This window comes from Pseudomonas sp. S3_B11 (genome assembly GCF_054667715.1).
On the sequence record NZ_CP162749.1, the window covers coordinates 2,506,707 to 2,523,987 of the forward strand.

The following is a 17,281-nucleotide window of genomic DNA, read 5'->3' on the forward strand; positions in this document are numbered from 1 at the left end:
CATCGCGAGCAAGCTCCCACAGGGGATTATTGGTGAATACCCGGAAAAACTGTGGGTGCGAGCTTGCTCGCGATAGCGGTCTACCTGTCACCGAGAGGTTGGCTGTACCGGCCCCACCTATTTCGTGTTTACAGGCCGGCCGCTACGGGCTCTTCGGGTCGGCAACGCGGCGGCATAGGCCAGCGCTTCCTCGCGGGAAGCAAAGGAACCCAACCGGTCAGCCTGGGTACAGACCCTCCACGGGCCGCTGTTTACGCTAAGCACGTCATAACCGTTGATGTGCATTTTCGTCAGCATCGCAGTGCTCATTGGTCACCTCCGACTTCAACCAAGGGTGCACGGCCTACCATACACGCTGATTGCGCCGGGCGGCCAACCGAACGTCGCGACACCCGCCGCATTCGTGGCGCCCTCAGTGGGAATCCGAATCCCACAACCAGTCCCACAACCCCGGTAAATGCACGGGTTCAGTGCTGTGATCGACCGTCCGAGCCAAGGCCGCTCGCTCCAGCGCCTGGTGGTCATCATAGAACGGCTTGGCGTCGGTCCTCACCCCGGTAGCCTTGGCACTGTCGAGCAGGATTTGCAGGTATTCACGAGCATGCCGGGCGGTATAACGATTGATGTCGTGAAACGTCACCACCACCGGAATAACTCCGTCCACCGCTGGCAGTTGCCCGGCGGCGATGCGCTCGCGCACTTCGGAAAGTTGTCGGATCAGGTTGATCCGCCGCCGCGGGCTCATCGTGATGCCCCAGACTTTGCCGTCATTTGCACTCAGATCGGTCAACAAAATGTGCAGGCCATGCTGTCGGTAGGCGGCCGCAGTGCGCTTGTCGAAGCTCCAGAATGGCGGCCTCACCAAGATCGGCGCCGCGCCGCTAATGGCGGCGATATCGCTCCCACCATTGCTGAGCGATTGCTCCAGCTCATCAGGGCTCAGCGACCGGTGATTGGTGTGCCAGTGGGTCGCCGTATGAAAGGCCAGCACATGGCCTTCCTGCTGTTCACGGCGCATTACCGAGCGGCCAATATCACTGCCACCGGCACGTGGTGAGCGGGTCTGCAGGAAAAACACCGCCTTGATGCCGGGCTGTAGCGGATTGTCTGCGAGTGCGTCGAGCACCTCCAGGCTAGGGTTCCAGATAGACGAGGCGCTGGGCCCATCATCGAATGTCAGCAGGAAACGGATCGGGGGTTGTTCGCGCAAGCGTTGCTCGGTTTGCGGCGTCAGTTCGATGGGGGCGCCAATGCAGCCCGACAAACCGATGGCGAGGGCTGCGATGAACAGCACCCTGGCGATGTTTTTCATGTTTTGCCTTTTGTTGATGCTGCACTGCGTCGCCTTTGATCCCTGGCCTATGGTGTTGAAGCTCACCTTGGAGAAGGGTAACCGGGTTTGGTTCCTTGCCGTGAGTTCCGGCTGTTTTGCCGCTGCTCGGTGCACGAGCCTGAGCGGTATTAATTTGACCGTCTGGAAATTCGATGGAATTTTCCGAATGCCTTTGTATCCATCCGTATAGGACTAATTAGGGAGGATTTATGGGCGGGCCATCGCTTTACATCATTGACTACATACTCCATGGCGAACCCAAGTCATTCATTATTCGCGCGGAAGTGATGAATAACTCCGAGGCTTGGCATTGGGCCAGTTGCGACGCGGGGGTCGGGCGCATACCGAAATTCGGGAGAGAAAGGTCAAGCGGGTCTCCAAGCCCCTTGCTGAAAAATACGGTATTACCGACGTACGCTGGCGGGCAAGCGTCACGCCGTCCTGGGTCAAGGAGTCCAGCTGACACTACTCGCATTGTTTCCGGCGCACCGGCTGTCTAGCCGGACGCCGGATTCTTCGACAGACCTGAAATAACTCAACTACGCTTAAACCACGGCGCAGCCCGCCCCCTGGCGGGTTTTGTGCTGCCTCATCAACCCCTGAATGGAGGTGTGACATGTCCGAAAAAGAGTCCATCACCACCCTGCTCACCTTGCTCGAATCGCGTCAGGCCAGGCTCACGGCAGCCTGCAAGGAAATCGCCGACTGGGTCGACCACCAAGGCGGGCATCCCACTGCAGTGCGCATCCGGGACCGGCTCAACGACATCGACAAAGACGCTCCGTCGATCCAAAGCGCGCTAACGTCGCTCAAGCCTGCTGACCCCCCTCTACCCAAGTTCCGCTGACGCGCTGCGCCAGCCCCGTTTCTCCCTGAGTTCTACCGGTTGGAAAACTGATGGAACGTGGGCTTTTTTTGCACCTCGAAATTGATAGGCACCGGTGCAGAATCCGCAAAGGGAGAAACTCATGAATGCCAGAATCCTGCTATTGATCGTTTGTGCAAGCCCCGCCGCCGTCTTGGCCCAAGGCTGCGACGTCATCACACGATCCCAGAGCCAGGCCGTTCCAGTGATCGAAAGCCATAGCTGCTACGAATACAAAGGCATGCCCGCCGAAGCCCTCGATTGGTCTTGCAGCAATGAAAGCAAGGGAACGCTCACGACTCAAAAGCGTAGAGTCGAACGTTGTGCCGAGGGATACGTGGCGACATGCCAGGCGAAGCCGACCCAGGAAGCGTTGGCCAACCCGCACTCAACCAGCAAGGAAAAGCGCGGTGGGTCGGCCACCCTTCCCGATGATGCAAAAGTGACGTGGTACTACTACGGCGTCGAGCAGTTGCAGCAGGCCCGGGAAGACTGCGAAACCACCGGCGGCAATTGGATAAACCAGTGAGGTGGCTGTCACAGCCGCTTCCTGGCTAGCCCTTGCTGTGCTCCGGCGATGACGGACCTTCCTTGACTCCGCGAGGCCCGGCTACGCCCCAGATGACCAGGCCCAGCACCGGCAAAACGATCAGCAGCAGGGCCCAGCCCGCCTTGGTCCCGACCGACTTGTCGCTTCGAAAGACACTGACGATCGCCCACAAATCGACGAGCAGCAAAAGCACCGCAACAGCGATCCAGAAATAACTGGCTAATTCAGACATGACCTAATCCTCTTGTCGGTTCAAGGATTAGGCAGAGCCGTTGAGGCGCCGTTCAAAGAATTTGCACCCTCGGGACGCGCATTGGCAGCTATCCCCGCTCGTTCAGATAAGCGACCCACTGCTCATAAGCTTCATGTTGACGCTGGACTGCCTCATCCCAGGTCGATCCACTCATTTGATGAACACATATGAGCTTCATCATTTCCGACGTTGCCGTATCGAGCTCTACCAGGAGCTCACGGGATTTGATCTTGAAGTCTTCAACGGTGGTCATTTCTCGCTTCCTTCCCCTATCGGGGCCGGCCAATGCACCCAACATGGATTCATTTTTTTGAAGCTGATTCATTTGAGGCGATAACCGGTCGAAAACCTAGTGCTAGCGGTCGCAGAGATGGAGCGAAGCGATGACAGGCACAAATAAGCTCAGTCTTTCCCGCTCCGTCGCGGTCGTAGTGGATAAGACCTTGAAAAACTCGACATTTGAACGAAGCAGCTAATGCCAGGCGCAAATATTGCAGTTATATTTCACTTTAATGACAGTCACAGATCGAGCACGGCCATGAAAATTCGAGCGACCGTCATCTGCGAGGAAAATCGCCACATCCTCCTGGTTCGCAAAGCCAATAGCCGCTGGGCGTTGCCGGGCGGTACCGTCGAGCGCGGCGAAACCCATGCCGGCGCAGCCATTCGGGAATTGGCAGAGGAAACCGGCCTGGACGTCGAGAATCTGCTCTACTTGATGCGAATCAGTGACGGGCAGACCGAACATCATGTGTTCGAAGCATCAGTCAGCGACTCGACGGCGGCCAAGCCACAGAATGAAATCAGCGATTGCCTCTGGCATCCGCTGGACGCTATTGCCCAGTTGCAAATGAAAAAGGGGACGCGGGACATTCTCGAGGCGTTTCGGCGACGGTTGTGAGGCACCGGTACTGACGACCAATACCGGATAGGTTGCATGAGAAATATCATGCAACCTATTGTTTTATAAAAACTAAATGATCAAAAAATTGCCAGAAATCTGCCATCAAGCCGCTGAGGGCAACGGGCTCACTTTTTCTGCCAGGCGGTACTGATCGGGTTGACCACGGTATTTTCTTCCTGCGTATAGGTCCCGTTCTGCTGGGCTATCGCCTCGCCGGTGTCGACAATTGCGTTCTGGATAAATACGTTTTGTGCATCACCTCGAATAAAGGTGAGCTGGTGATACGCCGTTTTATTGCCCCAGTCAGGGGAAGGCAGGGAGATGAACTTCACAGTGTATGTCTCGTCGGTGTGCTGGCCCTGCAAGACGTAGACACCGTAATGATTTTCTCCCTGAGAGATGATTTTGTACAAACCGTTGCTGTAGTAATAAATTTCCGCGTCGGGAAAGGGCTTCTTATCGTACATTTTCCGATAGTGCAGAACCTGCTTGACGGTCGGCTCGCCAAAGTTCACGGCTAGCGTTTTCCCATCAACGGAGGTTGTCTCCCCAGCGCATACAGCGCTGCTGCTCATCAAGGCCAACAGACTCATCGTTGCGATCGTTTTCACTCGTTACCTCTCCATGGTCAAAGGATTAGCGTACTGGGCAAGGGCTGGAGGACGTAACCACCAGCCACTCACCTTGCTAATCTCAACGCCGAGTGTAGAGGCTTGCGCTTGAAAATACCCGCAGGCTTGGGCTCCGTTTCCGCAGCAGTTTTCAGAAGCGGAAACGAACAAGGGTTTGCATTAGCTTTCGCTCGCAAACCCTTGATTTTAGATGGTGCCCGAAGCCGGAATCGAACCGGCACGCCCTTACGAGCGGGGGATTTTAAGTCCCATGCGTCTACCAGTTTCGCCATTCGGGCGGTAGCGCGGTTAGCCATGGGAACGTCGGCAAAATCCAGTGGCCGATGTTCTGGCTGGTGCAGCAAGAGGGGGGAATATATACATCCCTCCCCTGCGAAGCAAGGTAGCTCATGTCCTTTTCAATACAAAAGCTTTCAATGCTTCGAAAATAAAAAAGCTCTGTAAATCATAGATCTACAGAGCTTTTTAAAAGTGGAGGCCGAAGTCGGAATCGAACCGGCGTAGGTGGATTTGCAATCCACTGCATAACCATTTTGCTATTCGGCCTCAGAACGTTTGATGCAATGCTGCCACATCAACCGCGGTACAAACCTGATCAGGATACAGGGCATCTAGGCGCCGTTATCTCCTTGAAAACATTGAGATTTTTTACGTCCCAGTGCGTTCGATGGGCGCAATTATGTACTCATTTGCCCAGGCTGACAACCCCTTGATTTCAAAAAAAAATTGTCCAGCGGTCTCGGTGTGCCAGGCAGATATCAGGAAGCCTTTTGGGACTGCTGCGCAGCCCAGCGAGAGCATGCTCCCACGCCACGGGCGATTTGCGGGGTTGTGGGATCTTACAGTGCAACGCCCCAACCGGCTGTCGCAGCCCTGCACCATTATGGGTAACATACCGGCCCTCCCCGCAGCCCTTCTGCGACCTGCTAAATAAGCCTATTCCATGCCTTTTGAACTCAGCGTTGACCTCACTACCCTCGCTATCCTTGCTGTTGTCGCGTTCATTGCCGGTTTCATCGATGCCATTGCCGGTGGCGGTGGGTTGCTGACCACGCCAGCCCTGCTGACGGCAGGCTTGCCGCCTCATCTGGTCCTGGGGACCAACAAACTCAGCTCGACCTTCGGCTCGGCGACGGCCAGCTTCACCTTCTACAAGCGCAAGCTGTTCCACCCAAGGCAGTGGACTCATGCCCTCGTCGGCACCCTGGTCGGGGCCCTGACCGGCGCCATCGTCGCCCATTACTTGCCCGCCGAGTGGCTGAACAAGATGCTGCCGGTGATCGTCTTCGCCTGTGGCCTGTACCTGTTGTTCGGCGGCACGCCCAAGGCACCGCTGGACAGCAACGCACCGATCAAGAAGACATGGCAGTCGCCCCAAGGCTTCAGCCTGGGCTTCTATGATGGCGTGGCCGGGCCGGGTACGGGGGCGTTCTGGACTGTGAGCAGCCTGCTGCTCTACCCCATCGACCTGGTCAAGGCCAGCGGCGTGGCCCGTAGCATGAACTTCGTCAGCAACATCGCGGCGCTGTCGGTGTTCATCTTTTCCGGGCAAGTGGACTGGGTCATCGGCCTGAGCATGGGCGTGTCGGTGATGATCGGCGCGTTCTTCGGCGCTCGCACCGCCATCAGCGGCGGCGCGAAGTTCATCCGACCGGTGTTCATCACCGTGGTGCTGGGCTTGACCGTGCGCCTAGCCTGGCAGCACTGGTTCAGCGTGGCCTAGGCGCCGCGCCACATACAGGTCGATCAGGTAGCGGGCGATGGAGCGCGAAGCCGGCAACGGTGGCAGGTCATGGACGTTGAACCACTGCGCGTCCTCGATTTCATCTTCCTGGGGCACGATGTCGCCACCGGCATATTCAGCGTGGAAACCGAGCATCATCGAATGGGGGAACGGCCAGCACTGGCTGCCCATGTACTGGATGTTCTTCACCTCGATGCTGACTTCCTCGCGAACCTCGCGCACCAGGCAATCCTCGGCCGACTCGCCAGGCTCGGCAAACCCCGCCAGGGTGCTGTAGACGCCCGGGACGAAACGCGGCGAACGGGCCAGCAGGACTTCATCGCCGCGAGTGATCAACACGATCATGCTCGGAGAAATCCGCGGATAGTGCCGCAGCTCACAGGCATCGCAATACATGGCCCGTTCCAACGGAATCTGGCCCATGCGCTTGCCGCAACTGCCACAGAAACGATGCTCGCGGGCCCAGGTGCCGATCTGCGCGGCATAGCCCAACACTTTGTACAGCGTGTGGTCATCCTCGAGCATGAACGCCCGCAGGCCTTTCCAGTTGCAGCCAGGGATGTCCAGCAGGCTGTGCAATTCCAGCAGGTAGACGGGCTCGCCATCCAGGTGACCGATGCCATGCTCGGCGAGGATCGACAGGTCTTGGCGCTTGAGCCATTCGCGGGGAAACAGCGCGCCGTTGTCATCGAACAGAAAGCCCTCAGGGCTGCGGGCGACGGCCCAGCCGCCAGCAAGAGCGGTATCGAGTACTGCGGTGGTCCAGCGTGAAATCATGGTCAATCAATCCTGAAATTCAGGTTTCTGTTTGCTCATATGGGCGGCCATGGCCACGCGCAGGTCGGTCGATTGCAACATGGCGGCGTTCCAGGTGGCGACGTATTCCAAACCGTCGTCGATGCGGTGGTCGCGCATGTAGCTGATCATTTCCTTGGTGCCGGTCACGGCAATCGGCGACTTGGCGGCGATTTCCCGGGCGATGCCCATCACGCCGTCGAGCAGGCTGGCGGTGTCACTGTAGACACGATTGACCAGGCCGATGCTGCGCGCTTCGTCGGCACCAAAAGTGCGCCCCGTATAAGCGAGTTCACGCAGCATGCCGTCCCCGATGATCCGGGGCAAGCGTTGCAATGTGCCAACATCGGCGGCCATGCCGATATCGATCTCCTTGATGGAGAACTGGGCGTCCTCGGCCGCGTAACGCATGTCGCAGGCGGCAATCAGGTCGATGGCCCCGCCCAGGCAATAGCCCTGGATAGCCGCGAGCACGGGTTTGCGGCAGTTGTCCACGGCGTTGAACGAGGCTTGCAGTTGCAGGATCTTGCGCCGCAGCAGGCGTGCATTGCGCCCTACGTCCTTGCCCAACTCGTTGGCCACGCCCGCCAGTATCATCAGGTCTATCCCCGAGGAGAAATGCTTGCCGGCGCCGCTCAGCACCACCACCCGTGCGGCATCGGTGTCGTCGATCCATTGGAAGATCTCGATGATCTCGCTCCAGAACGCAGCGTTCATCGAGTTGATCTTTTCCGGGCGATTGATCTGCACATGGGCAATGTTGTCTGCAAGTTCGACGTTGAACGCTTGGTATTGCGACATGGCAGTGATCCTTTACCGGCTGAAAAGAGGCTTGAACTATAACAAGCCATCGCGACAGGACGTAGGCAGTGCATCGGCCAAAAGCGGGACTGACCTCACCGCAAGTCGTTGTGGGAGCGAGCTTGCTCGCGATGGCGGTAGTTCAGTCAACATTTCTGCAAGCCGAAACACCGCTTTCGCGAGCAAGCTCGCTCCCACAGGGACAGTGGTGGGTATCAGTTCTCGGCAGCCTGTTCGCTAGCCTGCAGCTGCCCGTCCCACCCCCCGCCCAATGCGGCAATCAATTGAACGCTGGCGATCAGGCGGCTCTGCTGCAAGCTCAGCACACTGCGTTCATTGCTCAAGGCCGTGGCCTGGACGGTCACCACATCGAGGTAGGCAATCAACCCGGCCTTGTACTGGTTCTGCGTCAGGCGCAGGGATTCCCGGGCGGCGTCCAGAGCCTCCTGGCGCACGCGGGCTTCGTCTTCCAGCACCTTGAGCTGGATCATGTAGTTTTCCACCTCGCGCAAGCCGTCGAGCACGGTCTGGCGATAGGTGGCGACGGTCTGGTCATACGCCGCGACGGTACGGTCGACCTCTGCCGAACGCTGGCCGCCATCGAACAGCGTCATCGCCAGTTGTGGCCCTACCGACCAGAAGCGGTTCGGCACGCTCACCCAGTTGTCGTAGGTGCTGCTGCTGTAGCCGCCACTGAGGCTCAGGGTCAGGTCCGGGTAATACGCGGCCTTGGCGACCCCGATGTTGGCGTTGGCGGCCATCACCGAGCGTTCTGCCGAGGCGATATCCGGCCGGCGCTCGAGTAACTGCGAAGGCAGCGCCACCGGAATTTGCGGCAATGACGGGATGTCCTGGGTCTCGGCCAGGTTGAATTCGGCGGGCGGCAGGCCGATCAGCACGGCGATGGCGTTTTCAAACTGGGCCCGTTGCCAGATCAGGTCGATCAGGTCGCCCTGGGTGGTCTTGAGCTGGGTTTGCGCCTGGGCCACCGCGTCCTTGCCGGACACCCCGGCGCGGTACTGGTTTTCTGTCATTTTCAGGGAGCGCTGATAGTTGTCGACGGTGGTCTGCAACAAGCGCTTCTGTTCATCGATCACCCGCAACTGCAAGTAATTCTGCACCAGTTCCGATTGCTGGCTCAGACGCATCGCCGCCAGGTCGGCAAAACTGGCTTGCGCGCTCGCCTCGTCGGCTTCCAGGGTGCGGCGCAACTTGCCCCACACGTCCGCCTCCCAACTGACGCCGGCCTGGGCGTTATAGGTATCGCGAATGCCGCTGGACGAACTGCTCAGGCTCGAACTGCTGCTACCGGTGCCCTGGCTGGAGCGGGTCTTGCCAACGGTCAGGTCCACGGTAGGGAAAAATGCGCCACGGGCATTGCGCACCAGTGCCCGGGCCTGCCGGTACTGGGCGTCGGCCTGGGCCACGGTCTGGTTGGACGCATTGAGCTGGTTCACCAGGCCATTGAGTTGCGCATCGCCGTACAGCTCCCACCAGGCGCCCCTGGCCATCGCATCGCTGGGATTGGCCTGGCGCCAGCCCTGGGCCTCCTTGTATTGCACCGGGGCGGCAGCCTGGGGACGTTGATAATCCGGGCCGACGGCGCAGGCACTGAGCATCGCCACGCACAGCACCAGGCTCAGCACCCGCGAGCCACGGGCAGTCGCCAGTGTTGCGACAAGATTGAAAGGCGAACGATCGGTCATAGCGGAGTTTCCAGGGCAGCATCAGTGCGCACGCCGCGCCAGCGATTGAAGCGATGGCGCAGTTTGTCGAGATATAGGTAAACCACCGGGGTGGTGTAGAGCGTCAGTACCTGGCTGAACACCAACCCACCGATGATGGTCAGGCCCAATGGCCGGCGCATTTCCGAGCCCTCGGCAGCACCGAGCAGCAACGGCAAGGCGCCAAGGATCGCCGCCAGCGTGGTCATCAGGATTGGCCGCAACCGCAGCAGGCAAGCGCTGCGGATCGACTCCAGCGGCGTCTGCCCGGCACGTTCCAGTTGCAGCGCCAGATCGATCATCAGGATGGCGTTTTTCTTCACCACGCCGATCAGCAGGAACAGCCCCAACAGTGAGATCAGGCTGAACTCGCCACCCAGCGCGTAGATCGACAGCAATGCGCCGACCCCGGCCGATGGCAACGTAGACAGGATGGTCAGCGGATGGATGTAGCTTTCATAGAGCACACCCAACACCAGGTACACCGCCAGCAACGCCCCGAGGATCATGAACGGCTGGCTCTTCTGGGTGGCGGCGAACGCATCGGCGGTGCCGGCCATTTTCGCAATGACATCCTCGGGCAATCCAAGCTTGGCAAGTGCCCGCTCGATGGCCGCGGTGCCCTGCTCCACCGTGACACCTTCGGCCATGTCGAAGGAAATGCCCTCGGACGCGAACTGGCCTTCATGGCTGACCCGGTCGTCCTCCAGGCTATTCTCGTAGTGGGCAATGGCCGACAGCGGTACGCGCGCGCCATCGGCGGTGATCACCTGGACCTGCTCGAGGGTGCTCGGGTCCTGGGCGTACTTGGGATTGACCTCCATCACCACCTGATACTGGTTGAGGCTGTCGTAGATGGTCGAGATCTGCCGCTGGCTGTAGGCGTTGTTGAGCACCGCGGTGACCATGTCCATGTCGATGCCCAGGCGCTTGGCCTGGTCGCGGTCCACCACCAGCGTCACCTGCTGCGCCCCACCACCGTCACGGGCATCGATGGCGGTGAGTTCCGGCAAGGCCCGGAAGGCCGCCACGACCTTGGGATACCACGCGCGCAGCGACGCCAGGTCGGCGCTTTGCAGGATGTAGGAATACTGCGAGGTGGTCTGCTCGCGACCGCCACCGAACTGCAGGTCCTGGTCGGCCATCAACATCAACTGAGCGCCGGGAACCTTGGGCATTTCTTTACGAAGGCGCTCGATGACCTTTTGTGCAGAAATATTACGCTCCTTGATCGGCTTGAGGCGCACCAGCATGAAGGCGTTGTTGGTGCCGTTGTTACCACCGATGAAACCGGCGACGCTTTGCACCGCCTCGTCCTTGAGCACGGCGCGGCGGAAGATCTCCATCTTCGGCTGCATCACGTTGAACGACAGCCCGTCGTCGCCACGCACGAAACCGATCAACTGGCCGGTGTCCTGCTGCGGCATGAAGGTTTTCGGCACCACCACGTACAACGCGACGTTCACGCCGATGGTCACCAGCAGGCTCAACAAGGTCAGGCGCCGATGGTGCAGCACCCAGTCCAGGCTGATGGCGTAACCACGGACCATGCGCTCATTGAGCCGCTGGCTCCAGCGCTGCAAGCGGTTTTCCTGCCCCGGCACGTGAGGCTTGAGCCAACGGGCGCAGAGCATCGGCGTGAGGGTCAGCGAGACCACCAGCGAAACGACGATGGACGCCGCCAGCGTGATGGAAAATTCGCGAAACAGGCTCTCGATGATGCCGCCCATGAACAGGATCGACAGGAACACCGCCACCAGCGAGACGTTCATCGACAGCAAGGTGAAACCCACCTCCTCGGCTCCCCGGTACGCGGCCTTCATCGGCGGCACGCCTTCGTCGATATGCCGGGAGATGTTCTCCAGCACCACGATGGCATCGTCCACCACCAACCCGGTCGCCAGGATCAACGCCATCAACGACAGGTTGTTCAGGGAGAAACCGTACAGGTACATCACCGCGAACGTGCCCACCAGCGACACCGGCACCGCCAGGGTCGGGATCAGCGAGGCGCGGAAGTTGCCGAGGAACAGGAACACCACCAGCACCACCAGGGCCACGGCGATCAGCAAGGTCATTTCCGCTTCATGCAGAGTGGCCTTGATCACCGGCGAGCGGTCCATGGCCAGGTTCAGCTTGACGCTGGCCGGCAGCACGGCCTGCAACGCCGGCAGTTGCGCCTTGATCTCGTTGACCGTCTCGATGATGTTGGCCCCGGCCTGGCGGTTGATCACCAGCAACACGGCGGCATCGTTGTTGAAGAAACCGCTGTTGTAGCGATCCTCGACGCTGTCGGTGACTTTCGCCACGTCCTTGAGCCGCAGTACCGAGCCATCCTGGTAACGGATGATCAGCGTTTCGTAGTCCTTGGCCTTCTCCAGTTGATCGTTGGCCTGGACCTGCCACATGCGCTGATCGTCCTCCACCGACCCCTTGGGCCGGCGCACGTTGCTATCGGCAACAGCGGTGCGCACGTCATCGAGGGCCACGCCGTACTGGTTGAGCAGATGCGGCTCCAGTTCGATGCGCACCGCCGGCAACGAGCTGCCGCCGATCTGTACCTCGCCGACGCCCGAGACCTGGGACAGGCTCTGGGACAGGATGGTCGAGGCCAGGTCGTAGAGCTGGCCCTTTTTCAACACATCCGAGGTCAGCGACAGCACCATGATCGGCGCCTGGGACGGGTTGACCTTCTTATAGGTCGGCATGCTGCGCATGCCGCTGGGCAACAGGTTGCGCGACGCATTGATGGCCGCCTGCACTTCCCGGGCGGCACCGTTGATGTCACGGTCCAGGTCGAATTGCAGGATGACGCGGGTAGAACCCTGGCTGGAACGGCTGCTCATGGTGTTGACCCCGGCGATGGCGCCGAAGGAACGCTCCAGGGGCGTAGCCACCGTTGAAGCCATCACCTCGGGGCTGGCCCCTGGCAGGTTGGCCTGGACCACGATCACCGGGAAATCCATTTGCGGCAGCGGCGAAACCGGCAGCAGGCCGAAGCTCACACCACCGAGCAGCATGATGGCGAAGCTCAGGAGCATGGTCGCGACCGGACGCTTGATGAATGGACCGGACAGGTTCATCAGCAGCCGCTCCAGGCTTCAATGAGCAGGCTGTTGTGGCGAGGGAGCTTGCTCCCGCTATGTGGGAGCAAGCTCCCTCGCCACAAATGCCCCAGGATTTCGGGCGTCGCCGTCATACCTGCACCTCTTTCCCATCGGGCCTGGCAAACCGGCGCCCCAGTCGATCGAAATACAGGTAGATCACCGGGGTAGTGAACAACGTCAGCACCTGGCTCACCAACAACCCACCGACCATCACCAACCCCAGAGGCTGGCGCAGTTCGGCGCCGGAACCGGTGGCGAACATCAGCGGTATTGCACCGAACAAGGCCGCCAGGGTGGTCATCAGGATCGGACGGAAGCGCAGTAATGCAGCCTGATAGATCGCCGTCTGCGGGTCGACGCCCCGGTTGCGTTCGGCGTCGAGGGCGAAGTCGATCATCATGATCGCGTTTTTCTTGACGATGCCGATCAGCAGGATGATGCCGATGATCGCGATCATGCCCAGGTCATTGCCGCTGAGAATCAAGGCCAGCAAGGCGCCGATGGCCGCCGAGGGCAAGGTGGAAAGAATGGTGATCGGGTGGATGTAGCTTTCGTACAGCACGCCCAGGACGATGTACATGGTCACCACCGCCGCCAGGATCAGCAGCAAGGTACTCGACAGCGAGGCCTGGAATGCCTGGGCCGCGCCCTGGAACTCGGTCTGCACGCCCACCGGCATGCCGATGTCCCGCTGGACCTTTTCGATTACGTCCACCGCATGCCCCAGGGCCACGCCCGGTGCCAGGTTGAACGACATCATCACCGCCGGGAACTGGCCAATGTGGGCAATCGCCAGTTGCGCCTGGCGTTCTTCGACCCGGGCCAGGCTCGACAGCCGCACCTGCCCGCCGTCGGTGGTCTTGACGTGAATCTGGTCCAGCGCCTGCGGCCCGATCCGCTCCCCGGCCTGGGCCTGCAACACTACGCGGTACTGGCTGGCCTGGGTGTAGATAGTGGAAATCTGCCGCTGGCCGAAGGCGTCATAGAGCGCATCGGTGATGTTCGACACCGAGACGCCCAGGCGAGAGGCTGCGTCGCGGTCGATCACCAGGTAGACTTGCAAACCCTTGTCCTGCAGGTCGCTGGCCACATCGGTCAACTCCGCCTGTTGGGCCAGGGCTTCGACCAGCCGCCCGCTCCAGAGGCTGAGCAATTCGGCGTCCGGCGACGACAGGCTGAACTGGTATTGGGTCCGGCTGACCCGGTCTTCGATGGTCAGGTCCTGCACCGGCTGCATGAACAGGCGAATGCCCACCAGCCGATCCAGTTGCGGCTGCAGGCGGGCAATGATCTCGGTGGCGCTGTCATCCCGTTCGCTGTGGGGCTTGAGGTTGATCAGCAGGCGCCCGCTGTTGAGCGTGGCGTTGTCGCCGTCCACGCCGATGTAGGACGACAGGCTCTCCACCGCCGGGTCCGCCAGGATCACTTTCGCCAATTGCTGCTGGCGCTCGCTCATGGCGGCAAAGGAGATCGATTGCGGCGCCTCGGAAATGCCCTGGATCACCCCGGTGTCCTGCACCGGAAAGAACCCCTTGGGCACGGCCAGGTACAGCACCCCCGTCAACACCAGGGTGCCCACCGCCACCAGCAGGGTCAGCGGTTGGTGCTTGAGCACCCATTGCAACTTGCGTCCGTAGGCGGCGATCAACCAGTCGATCCAGGCGCCGCTGGCTCGGTAGAAACGGCCCTGCTCTGCTTCCTTGGGCTCACGCTTGAGCAAGCGGGCGCACATCATCGGCGTCAGGGTCAGGGACACCACCAGGGAAATCAGGATCGCCACCGCCAGGGTGATGGCGAACTCGCGAAACAGCCGTCCCACGACATCGGCCATGAACAGCAGCGGGATCAGCACGGCGATCAGCGACAGCGTCAGGGAAATCAGCGTGAAGCCGATCTGCTTCGCGCCCTTGAGTGCTGCCTGCAGCGGGCTGTCGCCCTCCTCGATGAAGCGAGCGATGTTCTCCAGCATGACGATGGCATCGTCCACCACGAAACCGGTGGCAATCGTCAGGGCCATCAGGGTCAGGTTGTTGATGGAAAAACCGGCCAGGTACATCACGCCGAAGGTGCCGATCAGCGACAACGGCACAGCCACCGACGGAATGATCGTGGCACTGACGCGACGCAGGAACAGGAAGGTCACCATGACCACCAGCACGATGGCGATCAGCAACTCATGCTGCACGTCGGTGACCGATGCGCGGATGGTCTGGGTGCGGTCGGTCAGCACGGTGACATCCAGGCCGGCCGGCAGGTTGTCGGTGATGCTCGGCAGCAGGGCCTTGATCCGGTCCACCACTTCGATGACGTTGGCCCCCGGCTGACGCTGGATGTTCAGCAGCACGGCCTGGTTTTCGTTGGCCCAGGCGGCAAGGCGTTCGTTTTCGGCGCCATCGACGATCTGCGCGACGTCCTTGAGCCGCAACGGCGCACCGTTGGCGTAGGCCAGGATCAGTTCGGCGTAATCCTTGGGCGAGGTCAACTGGTCGTTGGCGTCGAGCATCGAGACCCGGGTCGGGCCGTCGAAGTTGCCCTTGGGCTGGTTGACGTTGGAGGCGCCGATCAATGTGCGCACATCCGCCAGGTTCAGGCCGTTGGCCGCCAGGGCCTCGGGATTGACCTTGATTCGTACGGCCTGGCGCTGGCCACCGGCGATGGTGACCATGCCGACGCCGCTGATCTGGGCGATTTTCTGCGCCATGCGGGTGTCCACCAAGTCATTGAGCTTGGGCAGCAGCATGGTCTTGGAGGTGATAGCCAGCGTCAGCACCGGGGTGTCGGCCGGGTTGACCTTGTTGTACACCGGCGGCGCCGGCAGGTCCTTGGGCAGCAGGTTGGTAGCCGCATTGATCGCGGCCTGCACCTGCTGCTCGGCGACGTCCATGTTGATGTCGAGGTTGAAGCGCAGGGTAATCACCGATGCACCACCGGAACTGGTGGAGGCCATTTGCGTCAGGCCCGGCATCTGTCCGAACTGGCGCTCCAGGGGCGCGGTCACCGCGCTGGTCATCACATCGGGACTGGCGCCCGGGTACAAGGTCATCACACGGATGGTCGGGTAATCGACCTGGGGCAATGCCGACACCGGCAGCAGCCGATAGGCGATCAGGCCGGCCAGGATGATCGCCAGCATGCTCAGGGTGGTGGCGACCGGGCGAAGGATGAACAGCCGCGAGAGATTCATGCGCCGCCCTTTTTCGCCTTGTCGGCCGCAACCGGCTCAGCGGGCACCGCTGCGGACTTGCCCTGCAGGTGCTCGGTCGGCGTGGTGGGCACTTCCTGGCTGTCGCTGACCACTTCCACTTCACTGCCTTCCTTCAAGCGATCGGTGCCTTCGAGCACCACCCGGTCACCGGCGACCAGGCCTTCGGTGACCACGGTGTTCGCACCGTCGCTGGCGCCGATCTTCAGCTTTTTGATGGTGACCTTCTTGTCGCCATCCAGGGCATAGACGAAGGTGCCATTGGTGCCGAACTGAATGGCCGCCGTCGGTGCCAGGGTCACGCCTTTGAGGGTGTCGGCCAGCAGGCGGACATTGACGAACTGGTTGGGGAACAGCGACTGGTCGCGGTTCTCGTAGCGGGCCTTGAACTTCAAGGTGCCGGTGGTGACATCGATCTGGTTGTCCAGGCTTTGCAGCACGCCGCTGGCCTGCAGCTTCACATCGCCCCGGTCCCAGGCTTCGACGGGCAGTTTCGCCCCGCTGCGATAACGGGCGAGCACCGTGTCGAGGTTGTTTTCCGGCAAGGTGAACACGACGCTGATGGGTTGGGTCTGGGTGATGACTGCCAGGGCCGTGGTGTCGTTGGCCGCCACCAGGTTGCCGATATCCAGTTGCCGCAAGCCGACCCGCCCGGAGATGGGCGCGCGGATCTTGGTGAATTCGAGGTTGAGCTTGGCGTCGTTGACCGCCGCCTGGTTGGTCTTGACCGTGCCCTGGTACTGGCCCACCAGCGCCGCGGCGGTGTCGAGGGTCTGCTTGGCAATACTGTCTTCAGCGTACAGGCCGCGATACCGCTCAAAGTCTACCTGGGCATTTTTCAACTGGGCCTGGTTCTGCAACAGCGTGCCTTCGGCCTGGAGCAAGGCGTTCTGGTACGGGCGCGGGTCGATCTCGGCCAGCAGGTCCCCGGCCTTGACCATCTGCCCTTCTTCGAAAGCGATCTTGACCAGTTCGCCACCCACGCGGCTGCGCACGTTGATGGTATTGAGGGCCGTGACCGTGCCCAGCGCCTTGTAGTACAGCGGGAAATCCCCGGTCACCGCCGGCGCCACCCGCACCGGAATCGGCCCCGTCGTCCCACCAAACCCTGGCCGCATGCCACCCGAGCGCCCCACATGCCCCGCCGCGGCTTTATCCCCTGCCCCAGGCTTCTGTGCCGAACCACTGGGCCAGAACTTCCAGGCCAGCGCCGCGACGACCAATACGATGAACAGGCCGAACAGCCAGCGACGGGAATTGCGGGAAACAGAGGATTGCATGGAGTGATCAACCATTGGGCGCGTGGACTTCTTTTACGGGAGGCTGAACGATAAGCACTGGCGGGTGTTTAGCAAAGCGCCTTTACCGGCA

15 protein-coding genes, 2 tRNA genes and 1 pseudogene are annotated in these 17,281 nt (G+C 60.7%); 5 read left to right on the forward strand and 13 right to left on the reverse strand.

Features of this window, described 5'->3' with window-relative positions:
• Window positions 1-117: 117 nt before the first annotated feature.
• Window positions 118-309 carry a hypothetical protein gene (locus AB4O22_RS11485; protein ID WP_013693334.1) on the reverse strand — a complete coding sequence of 64 codons (192 nt, stop codon included), beginning with the start codon at window positions 307-309 and terminating at the stop codon, window positions 118-120.
• 103 nt (window positions 310-412) lie between these two features.
• On the reverse strand, window positions 413-1,312 hold the full coding sequence (locus AB4O22_RS11490; protein WP_003201756.1) for a polysaccharide deacetylase family protein: 900 nt from the start codon (window positions 1,310-1,312) through the stop codon (window positions 413-415).
• A 230-nt stretch (window positions 1,313-1,542) separates the two neighbouring features.
• On the opposite strand from AB4O22_RS11490, the pseudogene AB4O22_RS11495 reads away from it, so the two are divergent.
• The 3 genes and pseudogenes from AB4O22_RS11495 (at window position 1,543) to AB4O22_RS11505 (ending at window position 2,727) form a co-directional block, all read left to right on the forward strand.
• A pseudogene (locus AB4O22_RS11495) lies at window positions 1,543-1,796 on the forward strand (DUF6555 family protein).
• A 153-nt stretch (window positions 1,797-1,949) separates the two neighbouring features.
• The gene (locus AB4O22_RS11500) at window positions 1,950-2,180 is read left to right on the forward strand and encodes a hypothetical protein (protein WP_069970838.1); all 231 of its coding nucleotides are present in this window, start codon (window positions 1,950-1,952) and stop codon (window positions 2,178-2,180) included.
• 121 nt (window positions 2,181-2,301) lie between these two features.
• A complete protein-coding gene (locus AB4O22_RS11505; protein WP_003201751.1) occupies window positions 2,302-2,727 on the forward strand; it encodes a hypothetical protein in 426 nt (141 codons plus the stop codon).
• Window positions 2,728-2,752: 25 nt separating this feature from the next.
• On the opposite strand, the gene AB4O22_RS11510 is transcribed toward AB4O22_RS11505, so the two are convergent.
• Both AB4O22_RS11510 and AB4O22_RS11515 read right to left on the reverse strand, forming a co-directional pair.
• Complete coding sequence (locus tag AB4O22_RS11510; protein ID WP_003201749.1) at window positions 2,753-2,980, reverse strand: PLD nuclease N-terminal domain-containing protein; 228 nt, start codon at window positions 2,978-2,980, stop codon at window positions 2,753-2,755.
• Window positions 2,981-3,068: 88 nt separating this feature from the next.
• The gene (locus tag AB4O22_RS11515) at window positions 3,069-3,254 is read right to left on the reverse strand and encodes a hypothetical protein (RefSeq protein ID WP_460096348.1); all 186 of its coding nucleotides are present in this window, start codon (window positions 3,252-3,254) and stop codon (window positions 3,069-3,071) included.
• 285 nt (window positions 3,255-3,539) lie between these two features.
• Here AB4O22_RS11515 and AB4O22_RS11520 point away from each other — a divergent pair, with 285 nt between their 5' ends.
• Window positions 3,540-3,902, forward strand: coding sequence for an NUDIX hydrolase (locus tag AB4O22_RS11520; protein WP_003201745.1), 363 nt, complete (start codon window positions 3,540-3,542; stop codon window positions 3,900-3,902).
• A 128-nt stretch (window positions 3,903-4,030) separates the two neighbouring features.
• On the opposite strand, the gene AB4O22_RS11525 is transcribed toward AB4O22_RS11520, so the two are convergent.
• From AB4O22_RS11525 to AB4O22_RS11535, 3 genes are all read right to left on the reverse strand, one after another.
• A complete protein-coding gene (locus AB4O22_RS11525; protein WP_032833317.1) occupies window positions 4,031-4,498 on the reverse strand; it encodes a hypothetical protein in 468 nt (155 codons plus the stop codon).
• 230 nt (window positions 4,499-4,728) lie between these two features.
• Window positions 4,729-4,815, reverse strand: a tRNA-Leu gene (locus tag AB4O22_RS11530).
• A 194-nt stretch (window positions 4,816-5,009) separates the two neighbouring features.
• Window positions 5,010-5,083, reverse strand: a tRNA-Cys gene (locus AB4O22_RS11535).
• 397 nt (window positions 5,084-5,480) lie between these two features.
• On the opposite strand from AB4O22_RS11535, the gene AB4O22_RS11540 reads away from it, so the two are divergent.
• On the forward strand, window positions 5,481-6,260 hold the full coding sequence (locus tag AB4O22_RS11540; RefSeq protein ID WP_013693331.1) for a TSUP family transporter: 780 nt from the start codon (window positions 5,481-5,483) through the stop codon (window positions 6,258-6,260).
• On the opposite strand, the gene nudC is transcribed toward AB4O22_RS11540, so the two are convergent.
• From nudC to AB4O22_RS11570, 6 genes are all read right to left on the reverse strand, one after another.
• Window positions 6,228-7,058, reverse strand: coding sequence for an NAD(+) diphosphatase (nudC, locus tag AB4O22_RS11545; RefSeq protein ID WP_013693330.1), 831 nt, complete (start codon window positions 7,056-7,058; stop codon window positions 6,228-6,230). The two genes, AB4O22_RS11540 and nudC, sit on opposite strands and share 33 nt — an antisense overlap.
• A 6-nt stretch (window positions 7,059-7,064) precedes the next feature.
• On the reverse strand, window positions 7,065-7,877 hold the full coding sequence (locus tag AB4O22_RS11550) for a crotonase/enoyl-CoA hydratase family protein (RefSeq protein ID WP_460096349.1): 813 nt from the start codon (window positions 7,875-7,877) through the stop codon (window positions 7,065-7,067).
• A 215-nt stretch (window positions 7,878-8,092) separates the two neighbouring features.
• Window positions 8,093-9,583 carry an efflux transporter outer membrane subunit gene (locus tag AB4O22_RS11555; RefSeq protein WP_003201735.1) on the reverse strand — a complete coding sequence of 497 codons (1,491 nt, stop codon included), beginning with the start codon at window positions 9,581-9,583 and terminating at the stop codon, window positions 8,093-8,095.
• Window positions 9,580-12,684 (reverse strand): efflux RND transporter permease subunit, encoded by a 3,105-nt coding sequence (locus AB4O22_RS11560; RefSeq protein ID WP_013693328.1) that lies wholly within the window; start codon window positions 12,682-12,684, stop codon window positions 9,580-9,582. The genes AB4O22_RS11555 and AB4O22_RS11560 overlap by 4 nt, the downstream gene beginning before the upstream one ends.
• A 112-nt stretch (window positions 12,685-12,796) precedes the next feature.
• On the reverse strand, window positions 12,797-15,892 hold the full coding sequence (locus AB4O22_RS11565; protein WP_460096350.1) for an MdtB/MuxB family multidrug efflux RND transporter permease subunit: 3,096 nt from the start codon (window positions 15,890-15,892) through the stop codon (window positions 12,797-12,799).
• Complete coding sequence (locus AB4O22_RS11570; RefSeq protein ID WP_460096351.1) at window positions 15,889-17,205, reverse strand: MdtA/MuxA family multidrug efflux RND transporter periplasmic adaptor subunit; 1,317 nt, start codon at window positions 17,203-17,205, stop codon at window positions 15,889-15,891. The genes AB4O22_RS11565 and AB4O22_RS11570 overlap by 4 nt, the downstream gene beginning before the upstream one ends.
• Window positions 17,206-17,281: the final 76 nt, after the last annotated feature.

Bases quoted from the DNA above. Each gene is read 5' to 3' on its own strand.
- AB4O22_RS11485 (WP_013693334.1), bottom strand. From the start codon at position 309: ATGAGCACTGCGATGCTGACGAAAATGCACATCAACGGTTATGACGTG.
- AB4O22_RS11490 (WP_003201756.1), bottom strand. From the start codon at position 1,312: ATGAAAAACATCGCCAGGGTGCTGTTCATCGCAGCCCTCGCCATCGGT.
- AB4O22_RS11500 (WP_069970838.1), top strand. From the start codon at position 1,950: ATGTCCGAAAAAGAGTCCATCACCACCCTGCTCACCTTGCTCGAATCG.
- AB4O22_RS11505 (WP_003201751.1), top strand. From the start codon at position 2,302: ATGAATGCCAGAATCCTGCTATTGATCGTTTGTGCAAGCCCCGCCGCC.
- AB4O22_RS11510 (WP_003201749.1), bottom strand. From the start codon at position 2,980: ATGTCTGAATTAGCCAGTTATTTCTGGATCGCTGTTGCGGTGCTTTTG.
- AB4O22_RS11515 (WP_460096348.1), bottom strand. From the start codon at position 3,254: ATGACCACCGTTGAAGACTTCAAGATCAAATCCCGTGAGCTCCTGGTA.
- AB4O22_RS11520 (WP_003201745.1), top strand. From the start codon at position 3,540: ATGAAAATTCGAGCGACCGTCATCTGCGAGGAAAATCGCCACATCCTC.
- AB4O22_RS11525 (WP_032833317.1), bottom strand. From the start codon at position 4,498: ATGAGTCTGTTGGCCTTGATGAGCAGCAGCGCTGTATGCGCTGGGGAG.
- AB4O22_RS11540 (WP_013693331.1), top strand. From the start codon at position 5,481: ATGCCTTTTGAACTCAGCGTTGACCTCACTACCCTCGCTATCCTTGCT.
- nudC (WP_013693330.1), bottom strand. From the start codon at position 7,058: ATGATTTCACGCTGGACCACCGCAGTACTCGATACCGCTCTTGCTGGC.
- AB4O22_RS11550 (WP_460096349.1), bottom strand. From the start codon at position 7,877: ATGTCGCAATACCAAGCGTTCAACGTCGAACTTGCAGACAACATTGCC.
- AB4O22_RS11555 (WP_003201735.1), bottom strand. From the start codon at position 9,583: ATGACCGATCGTTCGCCTTTCAATCTTGTCGCAACACTGGCGACTGCC.
- AB4O22_RS11560 (WP_013693328.1), bottom strand. From the start codon at position 12,684: ATGAACCTGTCCGGTCCATTCATCAAGCGTCCGGTCGCGACCATGCTC.
- AB4O22_RS11565 (WP_460096350.1), bottom strand. From the start codon at position 15,892: ATGAATCTCTCGCGGCTGTTCATCCTTCGCCCGGTCGCCACCACCCTG.
- AB4O22_RS11570 (WP_460096351.1), bottom strand. From the start codon at position 17,205: ATGGTTGATCACTCCATGCAATCCTCTGTTTCCCGCAATTCCCGTCGC.